17 protein-coding genes are annotated in these 25,021 nt (G+C 57.4%); 6 read left to right on the top strand and 11 right to left on the bottom strand.

Annotated features, from left to right (window positions below; all coding sequences use genetic code 11):
- Positions 1–54 precede the first annotated feature (54 nt).
- The 5 genes from METMA_RS0103775 to METMA_RS0103755 all read left to right on the top strand — a co-directional run bounded on the left by METMA_RS0103775 (position 55) and on the right by METMA_RS0103755 (position 9,944).
- Complete coding sequence (locus METMA_RS0103775) at positions 55–957, top strand: TauD/TfdA dioxygenase family protein (protein WP_020157738.1); 903 nt, start codon at positions 55–57, stop codon at positions 955–957.
- Positions 957–1,499, top strand: a complete 543-nt coding sequence (locus tag METMA_RS0103770; RefSeq protein WP_027147012.1) for an FcoT family thioesterase — start codon at positions 957–959, stop codon at positions 1,497–1,499. The genes METMA_RS0103775 and METMA_RS0103770 overlap by 1 nt, the downstream gene beginning before the upstream one ends.
- A 258-nt stretch (positions 1,500–1,757) precedes the next feature.
- A complete protein-coding gene (locus tag METMA_RS0103765; protein ID WP_198014455.1) occupies positions 1,758–7,577 on the top strand; it encodes a non-ribosomal peptide synthetase in 5,820 nt (1,939 codons plus the stop codon).
- Positions 7,567–9,009 carry an efflux transporter outer membrane subunit gene (locus tag METMA_RS0103760; protein ID WP_020157735.1) on the top strand — a complete coding sequence of 481 codons (1,443 nt, stop codon included), beginning with the start codon at positions 7,567–7,569 and terminating at the stop codon, positions 9,007–9,009. The genes METMA_RS0103765 and METMA_RS0103760 overlap by 11 nt, the downstream gene beginning before the upstream one ends.
- Positions 9,010–9,503: 494 nt before the next feature.
- Entirely contained in the window at positions 9,504–9,944 is a 441-nt protein-coding gene (locus METMA_RS0103755; protein ID WP_020157734.1) for a hypothetical protein, read from the top strand.
- A 67-nt stretch (positions 9,945–10,011) separates the two neighbouring features.
- On the opposite strand, the gene METMA_RS0103750 is transcribed toward METMA_RS0103755, so the two are convergent.
- From METMA_RS0103750 to METMA_RS0103690, 11 genes are all read right to left on the bottom strand, one after another.
- Entirely contained in the window at positions 10,012–10,764 is a 753-nt protein-coding gene (locus METMA_RS0103750) for a type II secretion system protein (RefSeq protein ID WP_036297354.1), read from the bottom strand.
- A 287-nt stretch (positions 10,765–11,051) separates the two neighbouring features.
- A complete protein-coding gene (locus METMA_RS0103745) occupies positions 11,052–11,483 on the bottom strand; it encodes an REP-associated tyrosine transposase (RefSeq protein WP_020157732.1) in 432 nt (143 codons plus the stop codon).
- Between the two features lie 149 nt (positions 11,484–11,632).
- Positions 11,633–13,093 carry a prepilin-type N-terminal cleavage/methylation domain-containing protein gene (locus METMA_RS26230; RefSeq protein ID WP_036297355.1) on the bottom strand — a complete coding sequence of 487 codons (1,461 nt, stop codon included), beginning with the start codon at positions 13,091–13,093 and terminating at the stop codon, positions 11,633–11,635.
- A 38-nt stretch (positions 13,094–13,131) separates the two neighbouring features.
- Complete coding sequence (locus METMA_RS23865) at positions 13,132–14,301, bottom strand: hypothetical protein (RefSeq protein WP_020157730.1); 1,170 nt, start codon at positions 14,299–14,301, stop codon at positions 13,132–13,134.
- A gap of 24 nt (positions 14,302–14,325) precedes the next feature.
- Positions 14,326–16,686, bottom strand: coding sequence for a DUF3438 family protein (locus METMA_RS0103730; protein WP_020157729.1), 2,361 nt, complete (start codon positions 16,684–16,686; stop codon positions 14,326–14,328).
- Between the two features lie 68 nt (positions 16,687–16,754).
- Positions 16,755–17,279, bottom strand: a complete 525-nt coding sequence (locus METMA_RS0103725; protein ID WP_020157728.1) for a hypothetical protein — start codon at positions 17,277–17,279, stop codon at positions 16,755–16,757.
- On the bottom strand, positions 17,276–18,496 hold the full coding sequence (locus METMA_RS0103720) for a type II secretion system F family protein (RefSeq protein ID WP_020157727.1): 1,221 nt from the start codon (positions 18,494–18,496) through the stop codon (positions 17,276–17,278). Before METMA_RS0103720 ends, METMA_RS0103725 begins: the two co-directional genes overlap by 4 nt.
- A 49-nt stretch (positions 18,497–18,545) precedes the next feature.
- Positions 18,546–20,333, bottom strand: coding sequence for an ATPase, T2SS/T4P/T4SS family (locus METMA_RS25670; RefSeq protein WP_020157726.1), 1,788 nt, complete (start codon positions 20,331–20,333; stop codon positions 18,546–18,548).
- Between the two features lie 217 nt (positions 20,334–20,550).
- Positions 20,551–21,243: a hypothetical protein gene (locus METMA_RS0103710; RefSeq protein WP_020157725.1), complete on the bottom strand. Its 693-nt coding sequence runs from the start codon at positions 21,241–21,243 to the stop codon at positions 20,551–20,553.
- Between the two features lie 32 nt (positions 21,244–21,275).
- Positions 21,276–22,661 (bottom strand): hypothetical protein, encoded by a 1,386-nt coding sequence (locus METMA_RS0103705; RefSeq protein ID WP_020157724.1) that lies wholly within the window; start codon positions 22,659–22,661, stop codon positions 21,276–21,278.
- A 441-nt stretch (positions 22,662–23,102) separates the two neighbouring features.
- Positions 23,103–23,999 (bottom strand): type II secretion system protein, encoded by an 897-nt coding sequence (locus tag METMA_RS0103690; protein WP_020157721.1) that lies wholly within the window; start codon positions 23,997–23,999, stop codon positions 23,103–23,105.
- 766 nt (positions 24,000–24,765) lie between these two features.
- Here METMA_RS0103690 and METMA_RS23855 point away from each other — a divergent pair.
- Positions 24,766–25,021 (top strand): transposase (locus METMA_RS23855; RefSeq protein WP_040590364.1); only part of this gene is annotated, 256 nt, incomplete at its 3' end.

Here is a 25,021-nt window from a genome sequence, read left to right as displayed (position 1 = left end):
TTTTTAGCCGAATCCTTAGTCAATTCACAATCTAGAGCAAAGGAATAATAAATCATGAATGCAGTGGTATCAGAAGATCAAGTATCCATCATCGAGGCAGCACCCGGAAAAATCGGTGCCGAGGTGCACGGTTGGGACGTAACGACCTTCACCCCGGGTTGCCCCGAAGCGGAGATGCTCAGGCAATTACTCTACCGGAATAAACTGGTCGTCATGCGCGGCCAGCGTCTTGACATGACCGAACAGCAACAAGTCGACTTCACCAGAGCGGTAGGCCGGCCTCAGGTTTATTTTCAACCGAATTATCACCACCCTGACCACCCTGAAATTTTCGTTTCCAACAACCTCAACGAAGACGGCAAAAAATTCGGTGTTTCCGGTACAGGCCGCTACTGGCATACCGATTGCTCTTTCGAGAAACATCCTTTGTCCTTTACCTCGGTACGTCCTATCTTCTTCCCCAAATCGGCCAGGGACACCTCCTACATCGACATGACCCGCGTCTACCGCGAACTCCCAGACGATCTGAGACGTTATGTGGACGGCCGGATGGCCATGCAGGAAGCCTGGCCGCGCTATAAAGTACAACCGTGCGACATCGACCGTTCGATTGAGGAACTCATCGAGAACTTCAAAGCCGAATGTCCGCCACAAGCCCATCCCGCCGTCATTGAGCATCCGGTGACCGGTGAAAAAATCCTTTATATCAGCAGCGGTTTCACCAGCGGACTGGTCGGCCTGTCCTATGAGGAAAATCAGCGGGTGATGAAGGCCCTGTTCGAATTCGTCGAGCAGCCTAAATTCATTCACACGCATACCTGGGAGGAAGGCGACATGATTATCTGGGAAAACCGGACATTGATTCATAAAGGCTCCAAGGCCAAGCCGGGCGAATACAGCAGAATGTACCGCATCGGCATTTACGACGATTTACCGTTTTATGTGGGGATTGAATAATGAGTCTGCTAAGGATGGTTGACCCGCTGGAGAACGTCATCGTTTCCGATATCGACAATGGTTTTATGAACGAGGTGCTGAAACCTTATTTCAGCCACAGCCGTTATCTGAAACAGGCCTGGTTCCAGCAGTCGGAAGATCTTGATCCGCAAAGCCTGATCATGAACGGCGAATTCTCGATACCTGAGTCCTGCTATATCGACGACACCGGGCACTTCAATGCCGTGGAATACAACATCTGCTTCAACCAGATTTGTTACGTGCATTTGGCGCATTGCATCAAACACGCCTTGATACCGGAGTTATCGGAAGATTACGACATGGACACGTTTTTCGAGAAACAGCTTCCGAACGTCTTGATTGCAAAGCTCGCCTCGAGCTATCAAAGCCAGCTGAACGCCAAGCATTTTTACGGCACTTACGGCATCAAGAGTATCAAGAAGACCTCGACATGCACCTTCATCAAGACCTATTGCAATTTTCACGATGACGCCAAAGGCAAAAGCAAAGGAGAAGTGACGCTCGCGGTATTGGCGCCATAAAGACCGAAACCTCGCCCTTTTTCCGCGAAATCCGGAATACCGTTTGGTGTCCGGCGTGGAAAACGGGCGACGGTTTTGCCTGGCGGCCCGCGTTCGTGCCGAGCCTCCCGAAAGCTGTCCGCTCGCGCTCCGGCGCCCGGCCTCCCGTGCCCCGACGCTTTAGATTTTCACTACCACAAGCCCGCAACCGTTATGTACGCCAGCTCGACGATCATCAACACCTTACAACAAGCCCGGCCGGCCCAAAGGAAGCCGATATTGAACGCCTACATTCGCGAATTACTGGCGAATTTCATCGGCATGGACAGTCCGGAAGACATAACGCCCGATCAGAACTTTATCGACCTGGGCACCGATTCCCTGCAAGCGGTCGGATTCAAGTCCACACTGGAAACGAATCTGGCCTGCTCGCTGCGCACGACTTTATTGTTCGACCATCCCCGGATGGATCTGCTGGTCGATTACCTGATCGACGAGGTATTGCCGCTCAACCCGGCGCCGCCCGAAGAAACGCCGGATGCCGCCGCCGTCACGCCGCCGCGCGAGGACGGCGCGCTATCCGCCTCTGCGCAGCCGATCGCAATCATCGGTCTGGCCGGCCTGTTTCCCGGCGTCGATGACGCGGAATCGCTCTGGGAAAAAGCTCTGGCCGGCGACTGCCTGCAGCCGGACCCGTGCGCGCCGGCCGTGGCGTTCGGCTACGGCCGTCTCGGCGAAAGCGGTCAGGGCGATACCCCCGACCTTGCCGATCGCCAGCTGCAACTGCTGAACGGTCTTCTTGCACAGGCACAGAACGACTACGAAATTGCCGGGCCGATGCTCTCGGAGCCCATGACCGGCGTTTTCATCGCCGCCCAATCGTTCGTCGACCGCCTGGGCTGCTGCGATAACGGCGGCCAGCCGTACCGGGTGCCCATCGCCAACGAGCTGTCCTTTCAGTTCGACCTGAAAGGCCCGAGCGAAGTCATCAATACCTTCTGCACCAGTGTCCACGTCGCGCTGCACCGCGCCGTGCAGAGCATCCGCGCCGGCGAATGCGAACAGGCCGTGGTCGGCGCCGTCAACCTCATCGATGGCGACGAATTCGCGTCCATGGCCATGCATGGCCTTTACGACCAGCTGCTGAGCAGCCGCAACCGGACGCGCAGCTTCGGCGAGGACGCCGACGGCTTCGTGCGCAGCGAAGGCGCGGGCGTCATCATCATCAAGCCGTTGGCGCAGGCCCTGGCGGACGGCAACCGGATTCTGGCGCTCGTCAAGGGCAGCGCCGTGCATCACGGCGGCCGCGGTTATTCGCTGGAAGCGCCCAACGTGCAGGGGTTGAGGCACGCCATCGCCGCCAGCCTCGCCCAGGCCGGCGTCAGCACCGATACCATCGATTACGTGGAAGCCCACGGCATCGGCAACACGCTGGCCGACGCCCTGGAATTGACCGCCATCAGCGACGCTTACCGGCAGCTGAGCGCGGATGCCGGCAAAAACTGGTTCGTCAGCAGTATCAAGCCCAGTATCGGCCATCCGGAGGTCGCCTCGGGCATGGCGTCGCTGATCAAGGCCGTCAAAGCCCTGGAGCACCGGGCCATACCGGGCATAGCGGGGCTCGGCGAACTCAATCGCGAACTGCCGGCCGATCATGCCCTGATCCTGCAAAACCAGGCCACCGCCTGGCAAAACGGCGCCGGCCCGCGCCGGGCGGCGCTCAACAGTTACGCGATCGGCGGCGTCAACGCGCACATCGTGCTGGAAGAGTATTGCGGACAGGCGGCAGCCGATGCCGGCGCGGTTTTCAGCCAGCCGTCGGGCCAGGCGGCAACCGCTCAGGCAACGCAAGCCGCTTTGACCGACGATGCCGAGGCGGCGCTGGCGAGCGTGACCGCCGAGGTGTTCGGTAAGGAACTGTCGGCCATCGACCGTTCGCTGTCGCCTGTGCATTACGGCTTCGATTCGATCCAGGTGGTGCAGTTCATCAAGCGCCTGAACGAGCGGCTGGGCCTGAACATCAAGGTCGCCCAGGCGATGGGCGCCAAAAACTTCGGCGAATTTTTCGCCCTGCTGGCGCAGCAAGCACGCAGCGCGGACAAGGTCGTGCCCGAACCGGCGCAAACGGCGGCGAGCGCGTTGGCGGCGCCGCAGCCCTTGTCGGAAACCCAGAAAGGCCTGTGGTATATCCAGGAAACTTTTCCCGACTCCACCGGCTTCAACGTGCCGCTGATTTTCCGGCTCCAGGCCCCGGCGGACCGCGATTGTCTGCGACAGGCGCTGCTCGCGGTGCTGGAAGAGCGGCCGCTGCTGCGCTGCCGCTATACAAAGGACGCGGCGGGCGAAGATATCGCTCAGATGGCAGGCAGCGCCGCCGACAACCTGGCGATCGAGCATCTTACCCTGCCGGAAAGCGAACCGACGGCGCCGTTTCTGCGCCGGTTGCTGCAGCGGCCGTTCAATCTGAAAACCGATCCGCCGCTGCGGCTGTATACCGTGGAATGCCCGGCGGACCGGCGATTCTACGTGTTCTTCGTCATCCATCACATCGTCATCGACGGCTTTTCCGGCATGCTGCTCGCCAACGAGTTCTGGGACAAATACCAGGTTCTGGCCGGCGGCGGCCAGCCGGCCGCGCAAGCGCCCGACACGGCCTTTTTCGACTTCATCGCCTGGGAGCGCGCCTACCTGAACTGCGCGCGCGCCGAAGACGATCTGGCCTGGTGGAAGAACTATCTGGACGGCGTACCGGCGACCATCGCCCTGCCTTACGATACCCTGCCGCAGCCCGGCCTGCCAGACCTGGGCATGGGCTGCGAAACGCTGACCCTGAACAGCGCCACGCTGTCGGCGCTGAAATATCTCGGTTCCATGCTGAACCAGAACCTGTCGTCGCTGTTGCTGGGCGTGTTCAATATCCTGATCCACCGGCTGAGCGCGGAAGACGATATCGCCGTGAACATGCCGGTGGCCGGCAGGCCCTTGCAGCGCCATGAAAACACGGTCGGCTGCTACATCAACCTGATGATCGTCAGGAACCAGCTCCGCCCGGACGAGACCTTTCTACAACTGGTCAAACAGATCGGCGCCAATCTCGCCGAAGCGCTCGACCACGCCCATTTCCCGTTCATCCGATTGATGCGCGAGCTGAAACTGACGCTGCTCAACCCGAGCGAAGTGCCGTTTTCGGTATCGTTCACCTACCAGAACATCTTCGACGGCGTACTCGGCGCCGATGAGCGGCTGGGCGGCGCCGAGCTGTGCTACGACGTGTATCAGGAAACCATGGACAGCTACATGCTGGAAGTCTACGACTTCCGCGACAAGGTGGAGCTGCACCTGAAATACCAGCGCAATCTGTTCGAGGCCGACACGATCCGCCGCCATCTCGGCTATCTGGAAATGCTGCTGGGCGATATCCTGGAAGATCCCGGCAAACGCATCGACGAATACGACTGCCTGCCGGCGCAGGAGGTGAGCCTGTTGCTGGACGGTTTCAACGACACCGCCAGCGAATTCCCGAGCCAGCACTGCGCTCATGAGCTGTTCGAAGCCCGGGCGGCGCGGACGCCGGACAGCACGGCGCTGATTTTCGCCGGCCGGCCCATGTCCTACGGCGCCCTGTTGGAGCGCAGCCGGCGCCTGGCGATTTATCTACAAGCCCAGGGACTGGGGCCGGATCAATTGGTCGCGGTGTGCATGGACCGATCGGCGGACATGATCGTCGCGGTGCTGGGCGTGCTGGCTTCCGGCGCCGCTTATCTGCCCATCGATCCGCACAACGGCGAGGACAGAATCCGCTACATGCTCAGCGACGGCGGCGTCAGCCTGCTGCTGACCCAGTCCCATTTGCAGGCGCGCCTGTCCAGCCTGTCGGCCGACTGCCGGACGCTGGCCGTGGACGATCCGGCCTGGACTGACGAGGTGCCCCATAACGCCGGACTGCGCCGCGAGGCCGGCCCGCAGCATCCGGCCTATGTGATCTACACCTCCGGCAGCACCGGCAACCCGAAAGGCGTGGCCATCGCCCACCGGTCGCTGGTGAATCTGTGCCAGGCGATGACGGTGAAATACGGCATTACCGAACAGGACAGGATCCTGCAGTTCGCCTCGTTGAGCTTCGACATGTCGGTGGAGGAAATCTTCCCCTACCTGCTGGCCGGCGCCGGCATCGTGATCCGCCAGGACGCCGATATCGAAGTGGACAATTTCTACCGGGTCGTCGTCGACAACGGCGTCACGATACTCAATCTCCCGCCGCAGTTCCACAGCGTGATCGCCGCGCTGGAGCCGGAGCGGCAAGCGCGCCTGTTCGGCCAGCTGCGCCTGATTTCCTTCGGCGGCGAGGCCCTGCCGGAGACCACGCTGCAAGCCGTGCAGGACCGCGGCGTCAGAATCTTCAACGCCTACGGCCCGACCGAATACACCGTCAATGCCGCGATCGCCGAGCTCGATGCCGGGCAGCGCCTGACCATCGGCAAGCCGATCGCCAACACCCGCCTGTATGTGCTGGGCCAATACCTCGAACTGCTGCCGATAGGCATCGCGGGCGAGCTGCATATCGCCGGGGAAGGGCTGGCGCTGGGTTATCTGAACAATCCGGAGCTGACTGCCGAGAAATTTATCGACAACCCTTATGCGCCCGGCAAGCTGTACAAAACCGGCGACCTGGCACGCTGGCTGCCGGACGGCACGCTCGCCTATGTCGGCAGAACCGATCATCAGGTCAAAATCCGCGGCTTCCGGGTCGAGCTGGGCGAGATCGAAAATGCGCTGACCGCGCTGCCGGGCGTGACCGGCGCCGCCGCGATAGTGGCAAAGTCTCACGGCGGCGAGCGCCTGGCGGCCTATTACACGGCCGATGCCGAGGGTATCGACGCCGACGGACTGCGCGAGCAATTGCGCCGCCGTCTGCCCGATTACATGGTGCCGGCCGCCTTCGTCCGCCTGGACAGTCTGCCGCTGACATCCAATGGCAAGATCGACCGCAAGCGCCTGGAGCAGACGCCGGTGGAATTCGACGCCGGCGAGCATTATGTCGCGCCGCAAACCCCGGTCGAACGGCAACTGGCCGGCATCTGGGAAGACGTGCTGGGCCTTGCGCGCGTCGGGCTCAACGACAACTTTTTCGAACTCGGCGGCCATTCCCTGCTGTCGATACAGCTGGCGAACAAAATCAACCAGCAGCTGCCGTCCGCGCAGATCGGCATCGCCGACATCATCCAGTGCCCGACCGTGCGGGAACTGGCCGAGCGCATCGGCGACGCCGGCGAAAAGCCGGCCGGCTCGCCCTATGTCGCCAGACTGCGCGACAGCGTTCCGACCTTCATCATTCCGGGCATGCCGGGGCTGAGCGACGGCTACCACCAGCTGGCGGCCCGAATCGGCGACGGCGGTCCGGTGTACGGCCTGCAGATGAAAGGCTACGCCGGCAGCGCCCCGGCCGCATCGGTCGAGGACATGGCCGCCCACAACATCGAGCAGATCCGGGGCATCAAGGCGCGCGGCGCGATCCGGCTCTACGCCCATAGCTACGGCGGCACCGTGCTCTATGAAATGCTCAAGCAACTGCAGGACAGCGGGATCGAGGTCGAGGACATGGTGCTGATAGACAGCGGCGTCGCCAACTGGCCGAAGCGGATGGACAAGCGCTCGGTCATCGCCTTCTGCACCATGATCCTCGAAAACGCCGGCATCGATCCGGCCGGGCAGGAAGCGGCCATCGCCGGCATTCTGGAAGACAATCCCTATCCGGCCTGGAAGACCGGCTTGGCGGAACAGCTGCAGGCGGCGATGGGCATCGACCCCGGTTATTTCCTGGATTTGTGGCAGGTGGTCGAGACGTCGCTGGCCGTCGATTACCGCTATCCGCACGGCAGACTGCCGCACCGGGCGGCGCTGGTCATCGCTGAGGAGAGCAGGGGCTGGCTGGCGCCGGACTGCTGGGACGAGTACTACGACGAGGTCAGGGTCGTGCATGCCGGCGGCGGCCATTATTCCGTCGTGGCCGAGCCTTATTGCTCGCAATGGCTGAAAGACCTGAAGCCCGTCCACCGCTCCGGTGCGGAACTGCCGGAAGGACACTACTATGGCGCCTAAGGCAGGCTATCTGTTGCTGCTGTGTAGTCTGGCCGGATGCACCATGGGGCCCGATTACCGGGAACCCTTGCTGGCGCTCCCGGGCAACTGGCTGGCTGAAAAGGACGCCGGCCCGGACCGGCAACCCGTGACGCCGGAGGAACTGAGGAACTGGTGGAAGAATTTCGGCGATCCGGAACTGAATCGCCTGATGGAACTGGCGCTGACCGACAATCTGGACCTCAAGATAGCCCTGACGCGCATCGATCAGGCGCGCGCCGATCGCCGTTCGGTCCGGGCCGAGCTGTTTCCACAGATCGATATCAAGGCAGGCGGCCAGCGCCACCAGAACCTTTCGCCCATTTATGCGAAAGGCGTCCGTTTCAACCTGTTCGAGCTCGGTTTCGACGCCATCTGGGAACTCGACCTGTTCGGCCGCCTGCAGCGCCGGCTGGAGTCAGCCAGCGCCGATCTGGATGCGGCGAAGGAAGAGCACGCCCAGGCGCTGGTGACGCTGACGGCGGAACTGGCGCGCGCTTACGTGGAATACCGCAATCTGCAGAACCAGCTGCGGATCACGCGCTCGAACCTGGAAGCGCAGCGCTACACCCTGAGGCTGACCGAACGGCTGTTCAACGAGGGCGTCGGCACCCGGCACGACGTGGTGCGGGCAAGGGCGCAGGCCAAGAACACCGAAGCGCAGGTTCCGGCTCTGGAAGCCGGAGTCACCGTCACGCTCAGACAGCTGGAGGTACTGATCGGCCGGCAGCCCGGCGCACTGGACGGCGAGTTGCAGGCGACGGCCGCGCTGCCCATGGCGCTGGCGCAGCAATTGCTGACTTCGCCGGCCGAGACCATACGCTGGCGGCCCGACATCCACGTCGCCGAACGCCGGCTCGCGGCCGCGACCGCCATGCAGGGCGCCGCGATCGCCGAACTGTTTCCGAAAATCTCGCTGTCGGCCTTTCTGGGGCTGCGCAACACCGACATCGAAAGCCTGTTCAAGTCGGCGGCCTTTTCCTACAGCACGGCCGCCAACCTGCTGCAGCCGCTGCTCAATTTCGGCCGCATCCAGGCCGGCATCGATCTGACCGAGGCGCAGCAAAAGGAAGCTTATCTGACCTATGAAAAGGCGGTGCTGGAAGCGCTGCGCGAGACCGAAACCTCCCTGACCCGCTACCTGAAGGAAGAAGTGCGGCGGCAAACCCTGGCCCACGCCGTGGAAGACCAGCGCGAATCGGTCAGATTGTCCCAGCTGCGCTACAAGGAAGGCGTCATCACCTTCCTGGACGTGCTGGACGCCCAGCGTGCCCTGTATGCCGCCGAAATCGAGCTGGCCCGCTCCGAGGCGGAGGCGTCCACGAACCTGATCGCCTTTTACAAGGCGCTGGGCGGCGGCGCGAACGCCCTGACGCCGGAAGTCGCCCAGGAGACATCGGGGAAGGCATCATAAGCCAGGTGGCCCTGTCCCGCCCGTGAACAAGCGGGCCGGGGTTTGCAACCCCGGCCTAACGTTTCCATGATGTCTGAGATAAGTGGCTGCTCTTGACCAGAGTCAAACGTTTCGTATGGGGCAATATGCTCCGCCGGCTCATGGGCCTGCACCTGACAGCCGTAGGGTATGCAGTGCGTACCTTTTGGGGCTTGAATTAAGGATGCGGCAATTAATAACTTCCCTGAATCTTGATAAATAAATAATACCTTTGTGGGGGCGATTTCGCCTAGAGCGCCTACTGTTGGAAGTCGCCCGGGGCGAATACCTAAAGTGCACAAGTACCCAAAGGGCATAAATAAATTCGCCCTACATAACGGTTAATTACACCCGCAAACCACGGCCAAATCCTAAGAGAATTTTTTCCTCGTGCCTTCGATTGCTGTTCCAGACGCCATTCTGCCTTCCCGTAGTGGTTTATAATGCACAGGAAAAATTAATCGACTGGTTACAGGATGGATAAAAAACAGAACCCCCCCGAATCAAATCGGCCGACAGCCGCGATCCAGGAAATGGGCCTGGTCTTGCGGCCGGGCGGCAGCAAAAAACTGGCTGAGATACGCCGCAAGGCCCAGACGGGCCAAACGAGCCCGCCGCCCGTTGAACCGGCCCATACTGATCATGATATTCCAAAAGACTTGAAACCCGATGTGGCCGCGGAGCTGAAGAAAGCCCGCGGGCTCATCGATGCAAGAATCGCGGAGATTATGAGCCGTTTTCCCGCCGGCAAGCAGAACAAGCTGTTCGGCTTCAGATACGGCTCCGCCGACGCCATAAAACACATGGCTATGAACGACGCGTTCAAACGGTTGGGCATGCCGGACAATCAGGTCAGGATGAGGCTGATTGCCGGGCTGGATTATTATGGTAATGAGGCGGGGATTGGGGAAGATTAATACTCCTCCGACCGTTGAGTGATTTGTTTATCGCAGTATTCTCGCACTGGGGCTAGCTTGGCGTTTATCACTCATCACAAGGCTTGTTCCTGCCAAGGTCGGGGCCGTTCAGAAATAAAACGCGGTCATCGTCGCGATCGGAGGCGTCTTTGGATTGGATGGTTGTATCAATTGCCGCCTCGTAAGATCTGAGACCGCTGCCGGGGCCAGCGGAGATCAGTCGAGCATTTTCCGGGTGATACCTGGCGATATCATCGGACCCCTCGCCATCAGCATCATAATAAGGTATTTGCAATACAATCGGCCGATGCCAGGCATCAAAAACCTGCGAACCGGTATCAGTCGTTATATTGACATGTACATGAGCAGGGATAGCAATTGCTTCGGGAGAGCTGGAATCAAATACTGTTCCGAAACTATTATGGAGGAGAATTTCGTTAACGAGGCCGCCCGTTGATAAATACGGACCGTGCCAGCCTATGCCGGTTTTGGGATTGTAGGCGGGCCAATCCGGGATTGAATCATCTTCGTCTTTATCGCCAGCGATAAATAAATATTTCAAGTTATAGTCAATATCGCCCCGATCCGCAGGATAATTTCCCAGTGTGTCAGCATAATACCCAGGTCCCGCCTTGCCGCCCATGATCGCCTGCTTGACAGCCTGCAGAGTCGCATCGGTTGCCTGGCACGTAGCCGAGCCGCTTGTGATATTGACATAAGGCACAACCATTCCGGCCAGTGCGATCAGTATCAGCAACACCACCGTTATTTCCATCAGTGTCATGCCTGATTGCATCGTTTTGTGAAACCGTTTCATCATATTGCTCTTCATGTTGTCGTTATGTTTCGGGTCGAATTAATTCGACCCTACAGAATAGGCCGGAGGCACGGATAATCCACGTAGGTGCGAATTCATTCGCACTTATTTGTTGATGTAGATCGATTCTCGCCGAACAGTTATGTATCGCGCCAAATGTCCTGTGACAGAGTGTTTCGGCCGGCGACATGGTAGGTGCGAATTCACTTGTGCCCTATGGGTATATATCAATGCCGACGTCCAGCGCTGTCTGGGGTCGAATGAATTCGACCCTACAACCATACCGCATCTCACAAGGCATAGTCGCCGATGTGTTCGACCAAACCCGTGCGCAGGGGATTGGCCACGATATAACGCGCGACTTTTTTAATATCCTCGTCGTCGCGCAGGGCATGATCGTAATAAGCCCTTTGCCAGAGTGATCCGCATCGCTGCAAGCGATCATTGACGCGGCGCGCTGACGATGCCTTGAAAATTTTGACCGATGCCGATAATCCGGCGTCGCTCCCTAACGCTACCAGCCAATGCAGATGATCTGGCATCAATACCCAGGCCAATGTGGTCAGACGGCCTTCAATTTCGCTGCGGCGCATTTCATCGATTACCAGACGGCCCGTGTACAGACACCTGAACAACGACTCCCGGTTGGCCGTTACCGTGGTGATGAAATAAATCTGGCCCGGGATGCTGACCCGGCCTTTACGCAAATCGTCATAGACCATAGCGTTCCTCCTTGTTCGAATCGGTTGGGTTTCGGGTCGAATGAATTCGACCCTACAGCACACATGCCTTACGGCATGTGCGTCCCATACCATGTAGGTGCGAATTCATTCGCACTAAAATGTATAAATAAAGACCAATTCTGACATTTTTACCAATTGATGACCGGCAAACCAGCGCGCGGGTGGAAATCTACCTGGATTGGGTTTTGGCGGTCGGCGGGGTAATGTGTATCGGTGCAGATTGTTCCATCATGTTTATATATACCTATAGCGTTGGTTCCAATCGGTATCTCTTTAACTAAGCTATTGCTGCTTGAGTCTCTAAGGTTTGCAAATCTGATTGTTTGAAAACTGCCATCTGCAATAATTGATTTGGAATCATAATTCACAGTTGTGGCGTCATTAGTTATATCTTCATCACTAATCAGTACTCCGATAGAAGAATCTGATTTTCTGTAAAAAATTTTCATACAAATTCGTAAATCGGATGAGGTATTAATAGAAAAAATATTGTTTCCATACCATATTTGATCAGCGCTTAAACATTCGTTTTCAGTTGTTATTGTTCCGTCATCGGTGCAACTGCGCCAAGTACCTGTACACAATGCTTTGTTAGACTTGGATTGATCAGAACAACCAAAACCTTCGCCATACCATATATTACCTGCTAGTTCACAAGTCGACCTGGGCATGTTGGTTCCATCTGAACAAGAAAACCAATTTCCAGATGACGGCGCACCTGTGCAACTATCTTTATTGTAATAACCTGCTTGATCACAACCTCCATGCCAGATTCCACCCACTAGTTCGCAGGCTGATTTAGTTGATTTTGTAGGGTCTGAACAAAGCGAAATGGGTGGCAATTTTTCAGTTGACTTTATGAAATTGACATTAATTCCTCCGGAAATATTTGCTCGCCAATCCTGTTGATGCACAACAGGATTTGGATAATAAACGGTTCCACTTAAGTTATGATTGGAAGGATAATCGTCCTCATAATCCACTGTTGTTGGGATAGAGTTGTCCTTTTCTTGATTTTTACCAAAGCTTTGAATAATCATGTTGCCTCTGTCTAATTCGTTGCTTGTAAGATCGAACAAATCAAAAAACCACCAGCCATAATTTTGATCAGTCTTTGCCGCCGCTTCATTTCCCCAACCATCAACAAAAGCATCTTCGGCCAATGCGCTGCCGGAAATATTCAGATATGGTCCTCGCCATCCAGACCACAGACCGCTTGCGGCATGAGGTTGCCAACTTGGCTGGGTTTTCCACAATTTGTCAGCCGCTTCACAAGTTGTTTGAGTTGAATACGTTCGATCAGAACAAAAATGTTGCTCCAGCAACTCATGCAAATTCTTCGGCAACCGCCCCATATCCGCCACAAACCCGCTAACCGCCTGCTGGCCGTTGATGATCTGCCGGGGATTGCCGAGGATGGCTTCTCGGATGCGCTCCAGGCGCTCCCGGGTCTGCTCGTAGCGGACCTGAAAACTCAAGCCGTTGGTTTCGCGGATGGCGACGCTGGCCAGTAAGGTCATCAGCAGCAGCACGACCGTCATTTCAAGCAGTGTGAAGCCGCGGGTCTGGGGGAGGGATGATGTGTTCATAAGCCGGTAAGTATCCGATTGTCAGTTGCTTGATGCTGTCAAAACCTGTAAGCCATGCCCAGATTGAAACCGAAGGAATCCCAGTTCACGCCGTTGAACCGTGTCTCTCCGACCGTACCGTCGGCACCATAGAACGTGTCGATGCCTTTGTTGTTGGCTTTCCATTTCTGATAGTCGGCCGACAGACTGACCGTCCAGGCCGGATTGATCCGGTAGCGTCCGCCGGCCGAGGCGACGATGCCTTCGCCTTCCGCTTCATGCGTGAAGCTTTTGGGGTGCTGGAAATCGTCGCGCAGGTTCCAGTTGCCGGTACCTTCATAGTCCGCCCAGTGATATTCGATCGAACTTTGCAGGGACAGGCGGTCGGTCAGGAACAGTTGTGTTTCCAGGCCGCCCCAGGGGCCGAAAAAGGTCGCTTCGTAGGTGCTGTCCAAGCCGCCGAAATGGCCCCAGGCCGGTATGGTCTGAAAGCCGTTGGTGATGTTGAACTGCTGGGTGTGATAGGCGTAGCCGACTTTGGGCGTCAGGCGCAGGCGGGGCGCAAAGCGCTTGCCGGCGATGTCGAAGTGATAGCCGAGCGCGCCTGACACTTCGATCGTCGCGCCGTCGTCGGCGACATTGTTGGAGCGCGAGAATTCGGCTTGGCGATTGTCCTGCAGGTAATCGGAATCCTGATTGCGGCCGTCGACAATCCCGCCGTAAGCGAACTTGCCTTCCGCATGCCAATGGCCGGCATAGGTCATGTCGATGCCGGTCTCGACCATGGCGCTTTCCACGTCTTGCCATTGCAGCTCGGACAGGACATCGGGCGATCCTGACGGCGCGGCGATGGTCCAGTCCAGATCATCCTGCCGATAGCCGCCTTCAATATAATAATCAAACTGGAATTCCGGTTCGGCGTCGTAACGCTCCGGTTCCCGGTAATTTTCAGCGACAGCCGGGCGGTCGGCGGCAAGGCTGACGGTCGGGCCGCGTTCGGCGGTTGCAGGCCCGCCCGAAGGCGGCTGGCCAAAGATGACCATGTGCATGGGCCTGTCGCGGCCGATTTCGTGCTCGCGCCTGTCGGGCAACGGTTCGTAGTCGGACGTTTCAAACACATGCATTTTCATGTCCGGCACGGCGCCCGAGGCGATGCCCGTCGCCTGCGCCGCCAGAGGACAGCAGACGAGCAAGGGGCCGAGCCTTATCAAGCGGTATTTCTTAGCCATGATTTTCCTTGTCTGTCCGGCGCATCAACGGGTCGCAGGGGCTACAATTTCCTCGAACGGCTGGGAGGAAATCAGGTACAGATAGGTCGTCGCATGGCTTTGCTCGCTTTGTCCTTCCAGCGTCTCGTTTTCGATCGTGGACGCCAGCCAGCGGCCTTTCAGTTGGCGGTAATCGACCGTCACCCGATCGTTCGAGACATTGTGCAGTTCCACGGCCGTGACATAAATGCCGCCCTGGCGCCAGCCGGCGATCGGCAACGCCTTGATTCTGGAATCGTAGGTCAGGTCGACCGGTGCGAAGTCGGTCATCCTGACCAGCGTGATTTTGGGATCGATCCTGCGCTGGTCGGGCGGCAGCCGGATGGCTTCCGACGCGTAGCGGGTCAGGTCCACGTAAATCTGCTGGGCGGGCGAGGGCGCCGCTGCCGCCCGGCGATTTTTCGGGAATTCCCGCGAATCGCCGCGACCGCGGTATTTATCGAAGCTGTCCTGCTTGCTGTATTGCTTGTACGGCTGTTCCAGCACGTAGCCTTTATGACGCCTGTCCGGGTTCGAATAGACGTCCAGCGCGCCGGCATCGAGCGCGTTCGGATGAATGCTGTTTTCCCGTAACACCTCGTGACTGACGCCGGCCGCTTCCGTCGGCGTCTCCATGATATGCGGCTTGATGATGATGACCAGTTCCCGGCGCGTGCGCGACTGGCCGTCGTCCCGGAAAAAGAAGCCCAGGCCCGGGATGTCGCCCAGGATGGGCACTTTTTTCTCGCTGTTGCTGGCCGCTTCCTGGATCAGGCCGCCGACGGCGACCGCGGTCGAATCCTTGGCGACGATCGTGCCGCTGAACGTGCGTTCCTGCACCAGATCGATATTGGCATCCTGGAGCTTGTCGCCGATCTGTACCGGAATCGTGCCTTTGCCGGCCGACAAGGTGGATTGCTCGACCAGGATCTGGATGCCGACCGTCCGGTCCGAATTGATGTTGGGCGTCAGCAGCAGGGTGGTGCCGATGGCGCGCAGGTCGGTCTCCGGGACCAGAATCGGCTGTTGCACGACGGTTCCCGTGCCGAGCCCGACGCCGCCGGCCACGGTGGACGATGCCGAGTAGCCGCTGATGATGGGCCTTTCCTCGCCGACAAACACGCGGCTGACTTCCTGATTGGTGGTCATCAGCATGGGCGTGGCCAGTTCCGTGACCCGGCCTTCCCGTTCCAGCAATTGCAGGCGCGCCTCGAAATTGTTGCTGACCACGGTCGCCAGCAGGGACGGATCGAAAGCCGCCGACGCGGCCCGCAGGCCGGTGTCGAAAATTTCCTGGGCGCCGATGCTGTTGACGGCGTCCAGCGTGGACAGATTGGCGTTATTGGTTTTGAGCTTGAAATCGAACAGCGAGTTATAGCCGTCCGACAGATCGATGGACAGGACTTTGACTTCCATCAGCAGCATGGAACTGTCGGTGTCCAGCTTCTTGTACAGCTGGCGGATTTCATCCATCGCATCCTGGTCGCGCGTACGGACCAGCACCCGGTTCTGGTGCTTGATGACGCCGACATAAATGGGCGCCTGGTGGCGGATGGTCTGATCCAGCAGTCCGCTGCTCTGGGCGGCATCGCCGGTCATCAAGCCCTGCATGCTGTCTTTGGCTTCGGCGATTTTGCGCAAAATCTCGGTGCCGACCCGCAGCTGTTCGTCCATTTCAATTTGCCGGTTGCTGTGTTCCTGTCCTTCGACGGAAACGCCCATCTGGTTGCCAAGCATGCCGCCGCTGCCGGCACTGATACTGGTCGAGTTATTGCTGCCTCCGCCGCCACCGCCTCCGCCGGAGCCGCCCCGCGCCGATGTCAGGGTCGAACGGCCGTCGATCATGTTAAAGCGCTGAAAGCGCTGGGACAGGTCCGTCATGATTTCCCGCTCGTTTTTTCCGTAACTCAACTGTACGCGCTCGGAGAACAGGTTTTTAACCGTCTCGGCCAGATCCAGCGCATTCTTGGCGTTCTTCATGGTGAAGATTTCCGTCTCCTCCTTTTTGAATTCGACCTGTTCCAGCCGGTATTCCTTGACCGTGTAGATGCGCACGATATTGGAATTCCAGTCGCGCTGATACCAGAGGTTGTAGGTTTTGGCGATGGCCTCGATGACTTCCAGGGAGGTCACGCGGCGCAGGAACATGGTGACGTGTATCTCGGCGGCTTCCTTGGAGGCGATGATGTTCAGGTCGGATTGTTCCGACAGGATGCGCAAAGCATCGCCGACGGTGATGTCGCGGAACTCGATCTGCTCGATGACCCGTTCGGGATTGTCAGGCGCGGCCGTGAGCATGGACGGTTGCAGCAGCGATAAAGCCAATAGAGCGGCGGTCAAACGGGATTTTGAAAAAAAAATGGACATATGTAATTAATTCTGGCGTTGCGGCACGGCTGATTGGCATCAGGCCGCTCTCATGCCGCAATGCGTCATCAGCGTAAAATAATGGTCTCGTTGCTCGGGTAGATCCTTACCTGCACATGGTTTTTTTGTATTTCCAACACGTGGATTTCTATCAACTGGTTTTTTTCGATATAGGTAATCCTGTCGTTGACGCTCACCATCTCGGTCTTGCCGTTAATGCGCAGCATGGCGTGGTTCTGGCCCTTATGCATGTTGCAGGCGCTGGCGGCCAGGGAGATGTCGGGCAGGTTCGGGGCGGCGGAAACGGTCGTTTCGCCGCCCGCCACGGCTGAACGGCGGGTGACGTGTTTTAACGCATCCCTGAAGTTGTCGTTCATGCGGGTCGGGTCCGGAAATTCCTCCTTTGACTTTTTTCGACCGGCACCGGATTCCTGGTCCGGGCCTCTCAGCCGTTGTTCGAATTGCCGGGTCATGACCGTCGGGTCGGCCAGGACATCGGCCGCCGGATCGGGCGCGGCGTTATCCTGCCCCACGGACAGGGAAGGGCAGAACAACAGCCATAGCGCCGTCCGTTTAAGCGATTGCATATTCATGAAGGGCTTCCTCCCGCGGCGGAAAACATGGCCACCAGGAAAGCGGCGTAAACAAAGCCGACGACGCCGCCGACGAAAATGGTCATGAGCGGCGCGATCATGCCGGTCAGCGTGGCGATGGCCTGTTGCAGCAGTTCATCGTGGTATTCGGTCATTTCAAACAGGATGTCGTCGAGCATGCCGGAGTTTTCGCCGACACGCGTCATTTGCAGTAATAACGGCATATAGCCGGATTCGGTTTCCAGGGGCTCGGCCAGCGACGAGCCTTGCAGCACGCGGCCGCGCGCAAAGGCGATGCGGCTGGCCATGTATTTGTTGACATGCAGTTTTTCCATCGTCGCCAGGGCATCGACCATGACCACGCCGCTGCGCAGCAACAGGCCCATCGCCCGGGAGAACAGCACGGTGCCGGACAGGCGCAGGACATAGCCGAACAGCGGCAGTTTCAGCGCCCACTTGTCTATCCACCAGCGGCTGGGCGGCCAGTTGTAAAGGACTATGAACGTCACGGCCAAAGCGGCTGCGAAAACGGCGATGGCCGGACCATTGGCCAGCATCCAGTCGGAGGTGTCGATCAGGGCCTGCGTTACCGGCGGCATCGGTTTGCCCATGATCTGCAGCAGTTTCTTGATTTCGGGAATGATGCTGGTCAGCATGAAGATCACCAGGCCGATCGCGAACAGCAGCGTGAAGGCCGGGTAGCGCAAGGCCGAGACAATCTGTTTTTTGAGTTTGCGGCTGGATTTGACCTCCTTGGCCGCCTCGTCCATGACCGTGTCCAGATGGCCGGTCTGCTCGCCGACGTGGATCAGCTGGATGGTGAATTCGCTGAAGGCTTTGTGTTCGGCCAAAGCGTCCTTGAACGAGCTGCCTTGCTGGATGCGTTTGGCCAGTCTTTCCCAGGTCGGGCGCGCGCCGGGCCGGCAATGGGTAAGGGTCAGGTTCAAGGCATCGAGCAGGCTGATTCCGCTGCGCAACATGACCGCGATCTGGTGAAATTCATGCTCAATGTCGGAGGCATTGAAGGCGCGGTAAGCCAGCGGGTTCAGGCTGTAGGATTTAAGCGCGGTGTCGGCTTTTTTCAGCTCTTCGATTTTAAGCGGCAGCAGGCCCTGTTCGCGCAACGCCAGAATCGCCGATTCGCGGGTCGCGCTTTCGATGGCGTCAGTCAGTTGCTGGCCGCTGCGGTCGCGGGCGAGATAGGTGAATACAGGCATTAGCGGGCAGACGAATGGTTAAACAAGTACAGGATTTCGGTCATCGGCTTTACCATGACGAGGCGATCTGGATGACTTCGTAGACCGACGTGACGCCGGCGATCAGTTTGGCCACGGCATCGTCCAGCAGGCTCTTGATGCCGGACGCGCGCATTTTGACCACCAGATCCGACTCGCCTTCGCCTTCGGCGACGGCGCGCGCCCAGTCCTCGCGCAGCTCCAGCAGTTCGTAAAGCCCGATACGGCCCGAATAGCCCTTGCCGCCGCAGTAAATGCAGCCGGACGGGTCGTGGATGATCTCGCCGGCCAGTTCCGGATGACCGATCGACATGGCTTCAAGCTCGGTCATCGGCCTGGGGATGCGGCAATACCGGCACAGGCGCCTGAGCAGGCGCTGGGCCACGGCAAGCCGCAGCGCGGCCGCGACCAGATACGGTTCGACGCCCATGTCGGTCAGACGCGTGACGGTCGCTGCGGCCGAGTTGGTGTGCAGCGTGCCCAGCACCATGTGGCCCGTGAGCGCCGCCTTGATGGCGATGTCGGCGGTTTCCCTGTCCCTGATCTCGCCGACCATGATCACGTCGGGGTCGTGGCGCAGCACGCTGCGCAGGGCCTTGGCGAAGCTGACCTTGTCGGCGGCATCGACCTCGACCTGCGCGACGCCGCCGATTTCGTATTCGATCGGGTCCTCGATGGTGATGATGTTGACGTGGCGCTCTTCCAGCAGCATGCGGATGGCCGCGTACAGTGTCGTGGTTTTGCCGCTGCCGGTCGGTCCGGTCATGATCATCATGCCCTGGGTGCGGCGCAGGAAGCCTTCGATCTTGTCCTGGTGATCCGGCTCGAAGCCGAGGTGCTCCAGGGTCAGCGAGTCGGTCTGCACGGCCAGCAGACGCATCGTGACGCGCTCGCCGTACTTGGTCGGCAGGGTCGCCACGCGCACGTCGATGCGCCGCCCGCCGGACACGAACTGGTGCGAGAAACGGCCGTCCTGGGGCTGGCGTTTCTCGGCGATATCCAGATAGGCCATGACTTTCAGCCGGCTGACCAGCTCGGTGTAGATGTTGGCGTTGATCTGGCTGTACTGCTCCAGCTGGCCATCGACGCGGAAGCGTATGGTCGCGCCGTTAAAGCCGGGATCAATATGGATATCGGACGCCTGGCGCATGTAGGCGGCATAGAGCAGCTCGTCGCCGGTACTGACGGCGTTGGAACTGATCTCGGCCGCTTTCGGCAAGGCCTGGACCTGGTGGCGGTTGTCGCCGTAGACCTGCCTGAGTTTTATGTCCAGCAAAGCCTCGTCGCCGGCCCACAACTGCACGGGCATTTTCAGCAGCCGTTCCAGCAGGTTGGCCAGCGTCGGATTTTCAATGTCCTGGCAGATGACATGGATAACGCCGTTGAACTCGATAAAGGGCAGGGCTTTTTGCCGCAGCGCGATATTGGCGGGCAGCTTCAGCGCGCAGGCCGGGTCGATGCGCGTCAGGCTGATATCGAGCAGGTGGGTCTGGGGATTGAGGCCGACATGGTCGATGTATTCCACGGCCACATGCAGTTCATCGCCATCGGCCTGGGCCCGGCACACCCTGGCCTTGCGGGTAAAGCGCCGGTGTTGGGCCTCGATGCTGACCGTGATCGCCTGGTCATGCCTGACCAGACCGGGCTGACCCGCGATAACCAGGCCGGCGCCGCTGTCGGAGGCGTCCTTGACGTCGGCATGGCTGAACGTGAGGCTGTCTTCGATGAACACGGTCGCGCGCCAGCCGCTGACGGGTTGGCGATCGGCGCTTCTTTGCTCGGCAGCGGGCCGTTCAGGACTTGAGGATTTTTGTCTCATGTTTTTATAGTTATTATCATCGCGTGGAAAGCGCTCTGGTGTTTTCCACGCCTGTTTATTATTTCGTCAGGTTTTTTGTGGGGGGGCGACTTCGCCTAAAGAGCCTGCTGTTGGTCGTCGCTCAGATCAGTATGTAGGGGCGAATTGATTCGCCCAGGGCGACTGAAGTCGCCCCCACAGACCATAGGCGTTTATAAAAAGCGTGCGCCCAATACGCTTACAGCCACAGTTTCAACAGCCATTCCTGTTTGCCGGCCCCCTTGTCATAGGCTTTCATCGCCAGGGACACCGGCAGCGCTTTAATGTTGCTGTCGGCCAATGTTGCCAGTGCCCGGTAAGTATCCACATAAGTGCCGGCAAAACGGATTTTTCTAATGTTTAAAGCAAGGTCTTTGGCGTTTTTATCGTCAGTGGCGGCCGGCTTTTTAGCTTTGGACGCTTTGGCTTTGGGATCGGGGGTCTCTTCCGGTGCCAGCAGCTCCTTGAGCCAGTTTTGCGTGTCCTGTAATGATTTGGACAGGTTTTTCTCGATTGACTGCTCATTGGGCGTCTCTTCAAGTACCTGTAAATGGTTGTCGGCCAGGATAACGGTAATGCGGTCTATGGCGTCATTGGTCGAACTTTCGAGCGACAGAAAACCACTCTCGGCCGCCATGGCGGCATGGATGGACTTGGTTTCCTGTTCAAGCTTGATAACTTCTTCCTTTAACCGGCTTTTCTCCTGTTCCATGCCCGGTATCGCATCCGGGTTGATGCCTTTGCTGACCATCTGTACATATTGTTCCTCGGCTTTTGCTGACTTGTCCGTGATAAAGCCGCTGATGATGGCGAAATAAACCACCAGCACGCCCAGTGCCGGCAGGATGCGTTTAAGCAGTTGCTCTCGTTGTTGTTCGGGTGTCATCGTCATTCGGGCGTCATTTCATTAAAGGGAGGCTGGCGCTATTTTTTTTGCGGTTCATGATGAAATCCTTCAATGCCTTTATCGCGCAGGGCGATTTCAAATTCCCAGGGGCCGCCGTCTTCAAACAGGTTCATGTTCTTTTTGGTCGGGGCCGCGATTTCCCAGCCCAGATCCGCCAGTTTCAGTTCCAGATAACCGGCCAGTTTGTTGGTTGAAACCGCATCCAGACTGATGCCGCGGATTTTTATGTCGTCGTTTTCGGCGACGATTTCCTCCAACAGCAGATTCTCGGGACGGCCCGAGGCGATGGCGGCCAATAATCGCGAGGGACGGTGCTGCAGCGCGTTGATCATCTGCGGCAAGGTGTCCGAGTCGCCTTTGAGCTTGTCGAGTGTTGTTTTCAGCTTGTCGCGTTTGTCGCGATCGTCGGTTGTGGATTTGCGCAAGGCCGTCAGCGACGTTTCGACTTTTTTCAGGGCTTCGGCTTCATAGGTGAACTGCCGGGCTTGATACAGATGCCAGCTTAAATGAACGACACAGATCAGCACGGCCGCCGAGCCGCCGGAGGCCATTAGCAGCAGGTCCTTGTTGAGCCTGGATTGATGGCGCAGCATCGGGACCGGGGGCGGCGATTTTTGGGTCAGCGCGCCGGCCCACAAGGCCAGCCATTCCGGTATCCGTTCGGTATTGCCTAAATGCACCCTATAAGCGGTTTCAGGCAATAACTCGATTTTATTGTTCAGCAGGGTTTCGGTATGCGGGACCGCGCCTTGCTCGTTCAGCCATTGCTCCAGCTGCGTCTGCCAATGGCGATAGTCAAAAGAGAATTGTTGCATGGCAAGGCCGCTGTCGGGATGGCGCCGCAACGCGACCAGCTGGTTGGACCAGCACTCCAGTCTCAGCCAGTCCTCATGCTCCGGGTTGGCCAGCGATTGCGGCATGCCGGCCGGATGCAGCAGGCCGCCCAGCTGGCTGCCGGCTTTTTTCACGGCTTTGTGGAGGTCCTCGAAATGCAGTTGGTTGATCTGGCTCACCCAGTAGGTGCTCATCTCGTCCCTGTTGCTGAGCAGGTGATAAGCCAGCTGCATGTCCAGCGAGGACTGGCCGGTCAGCCCTTCCAGTTCGAATTGCAAAGCCTGTAGCAGCGTGGTCTCGTCGACGCCTTCCACCTGCATGGAGGGAATGCTCAACAGGGCGATCGGCAGGCGTATGTACAGCAGCCAGACCTTGCGTCCCAGTGGTTTGCCGGCGGCGATCTGTCCGACGCACTCGGCCAGTTTCGCCGTCGTCGGACAGCTGATGTCTGTCGTGCTCATCTCGCCGGTCAGCACGCCTGACTTGTCGAAATCGGCGCGAAAGGTTTTGGCCTCGGTGATGAACAGCAGACTGTGAGCCGGGCGTTTTTTGAATAAGGGGATTTTCATGGTTTTTTAAACTACAAATAAAACCTGGGTTCGTTATAGCGTTAAAGAGGCGCGGCCGTGACAACCGGGCGTCTTAATGCCCATACCGCTGCATTCTTTGGAAAAACGCAGGGGTATGAGGTGGATGAGGAGGTCTCCGTATCCTCTTCATCCGTCATCCGTGAGAAACATCTCCTTTGGTATTTTTCCGTCATCCCTTGCGGAAACCGCCGGGCATCGGTGGGGTGCCTGGAGCCCGGGTTAGCGGAGTTGTTTCTGTATGAGAGGATGGCCATTGCTGTTGCGGACATCCTGTTAAGCTGATGCAGGGCGGGCACGAGAGGTCCATGTCCGCGCTGCATGGTTTTTGCAACGGTGGCGGATTCGCTGGATCGCTGATCCGCCTTGTAATTAATATTGGGTTGCCGGACAGCATGGCAACCCGAACTGAGCGGCTAGGGATTAGTTAGCGGCTCTGTTTTCCCAGCCTTTAGCCAGCAGGGTATTTGCGCCAACCAGAGTAGTTGATTCAGACGCTGGCACGTTAGCTACAACGCCCAGAAATTTAGCTGGTTCGATCACAGCAGAGCAACCAGCGGTGGTGTTATCTTTATGTACCTGTAAGATTGCAATGAAGTGGCCATAAGCTTTTGCTGGGCCATATTCGGCATCCTGAGGGAAGAACACAGGTGCGGCTGCCATTGTGGATTGAATCAATTCATTGTTATCGCCAATACCAACCCCGATGTAGTCATAGCAGGTGTCATTGTAGACCATCGGGTCGCGGCCTAATGCTTTTGCCAAGTGTTTTTCGACACCTGAAGACATCATATCTGTCACTAAACCAGCGTCCGCAACACTTGCAAATGCTGTCGTATCAAAATCAGTAGAAGCTGGATCATCAAGCATATACATGCCTGTGCTGGTGCCAAACGTCCTGTTTGCGACATTCGGGTCATTGCCTACCGCCATGTTGATTCCGGATTTTACCAGCGATTGTGCTGCAACACTGTTAGCGCCGTAGACAGCTGGTGTAAACATGGCAGGATTCGCCAAACCGCAATAGATGTCCCATTGCACGGCAGCTGAACAGGTTCCTCCAGCAGTACCTGCGTCAGCTAAACCGTTGGTTAGTGTGTCTACATGCGGGGGGATTCTGTTTTTCTCATTTACATAACGGCCCATCGCATTATTCAGCTGAGTTACGTTATTGGAGTTGGTGCTGTCATGGGTAGTCTGGGTAAAGCTGCCGACATAGGGCACCAGCAAGCCTGCCAATCCGATCAGAATCAACAGTACCACGGTTAATTCGATTAAAGTCATACCCGCCTGGCGAGCCATGTTGTTATAATGCTTCATGAAGGGTTACTCCCTATTTTTCTAGTTAATGATTAAGTTAAAGTTGCCATTAACAAAGTTGTTGGCGGCAGAGCTCGACCCTCTGCCGCCAACCGGGGGTAGCCTTTCCCCCACACTCCTGAAATTCCTTTAGTTCACCATCCCGGCTCTGCCCATCCTGGAACGAATTAACTCGCATGGTCGAAATAGATATAGCAAAGGTTGTGCCAGAGTTGTAAGCAATGGATTACCAAGTAATTATTCTTCCTGAATGCCAAGTGGTCTGTAAAACTGCGTGAAATGCCGCGTTTTTACGGGTTATATGCGGCATATGACTTAATTTATCGTGCAAGTATTTGATATAAAAAGATTAATATTTCATTTTGGCCGGTTTGTAGTTTGAAAATAAATATGTGAAATGCGTCACTTTTATTTAGGCTTAAATGTGGTATTAGCCTGTAATCCTTTGATTACAAGGTGATAATTGCTTCTATTGAGTCACGCCTTAACAAACTGCGTCAAATAATATACTTTTTATAAGGTAGTTGTTTATATGGGGTATTTTTGTCACTAGCAGTCAGCCATTACTTAAAAGCAATGGCTGTTGTGAAAATTGAGTATTGACAGGCGGGCTTGCCTGAAAAATACAGTAGGGTACGCATCGCGTACCTTTTCCAGCGGTTCCGGCCATCCCAAAAGGTACGCGATGCGTACGAGACTGTGAAAGTATTCAAGACTCCTCAATGGTATAATATTATTTATTATTCCATTGATATAAAAAGAATAAATGACTGCCAAGAACTATAAAGTGGGTCAGGATCGCTACCAGTCATCGTTACTGCCCCCCCGCGTGGATGAGTATGTATCCGAGAATAATCCGGTACGCGCGATTGATGCATACGTGACCACCCTTGATTTAGTGAGCTTGAAAATCCAAAAGTGCAGCTCAGGTCTGACAGCCGGGCAACCGGCCTATCATCCAAGCCTGCTGATCAAGCTCTATCTTTACGGCTATATGAATGGGATACGCAGTAGCCGCAAGC

Source organism: Methylobacter marinus A45, assembly GCF_000383855.1.
GTDB classification, from domain to species: domain Bacteria; phylum Pseudomonadota; class Gammaproteobacteria; order Methylococcales; family Methylomonadaceae; genus Methylobacter; species Methylobacter marinus.
Note: the sequence above shows the minus strand (reverse complement) of the source record. Positions and strands in the feature narration are given on the sequence as shown.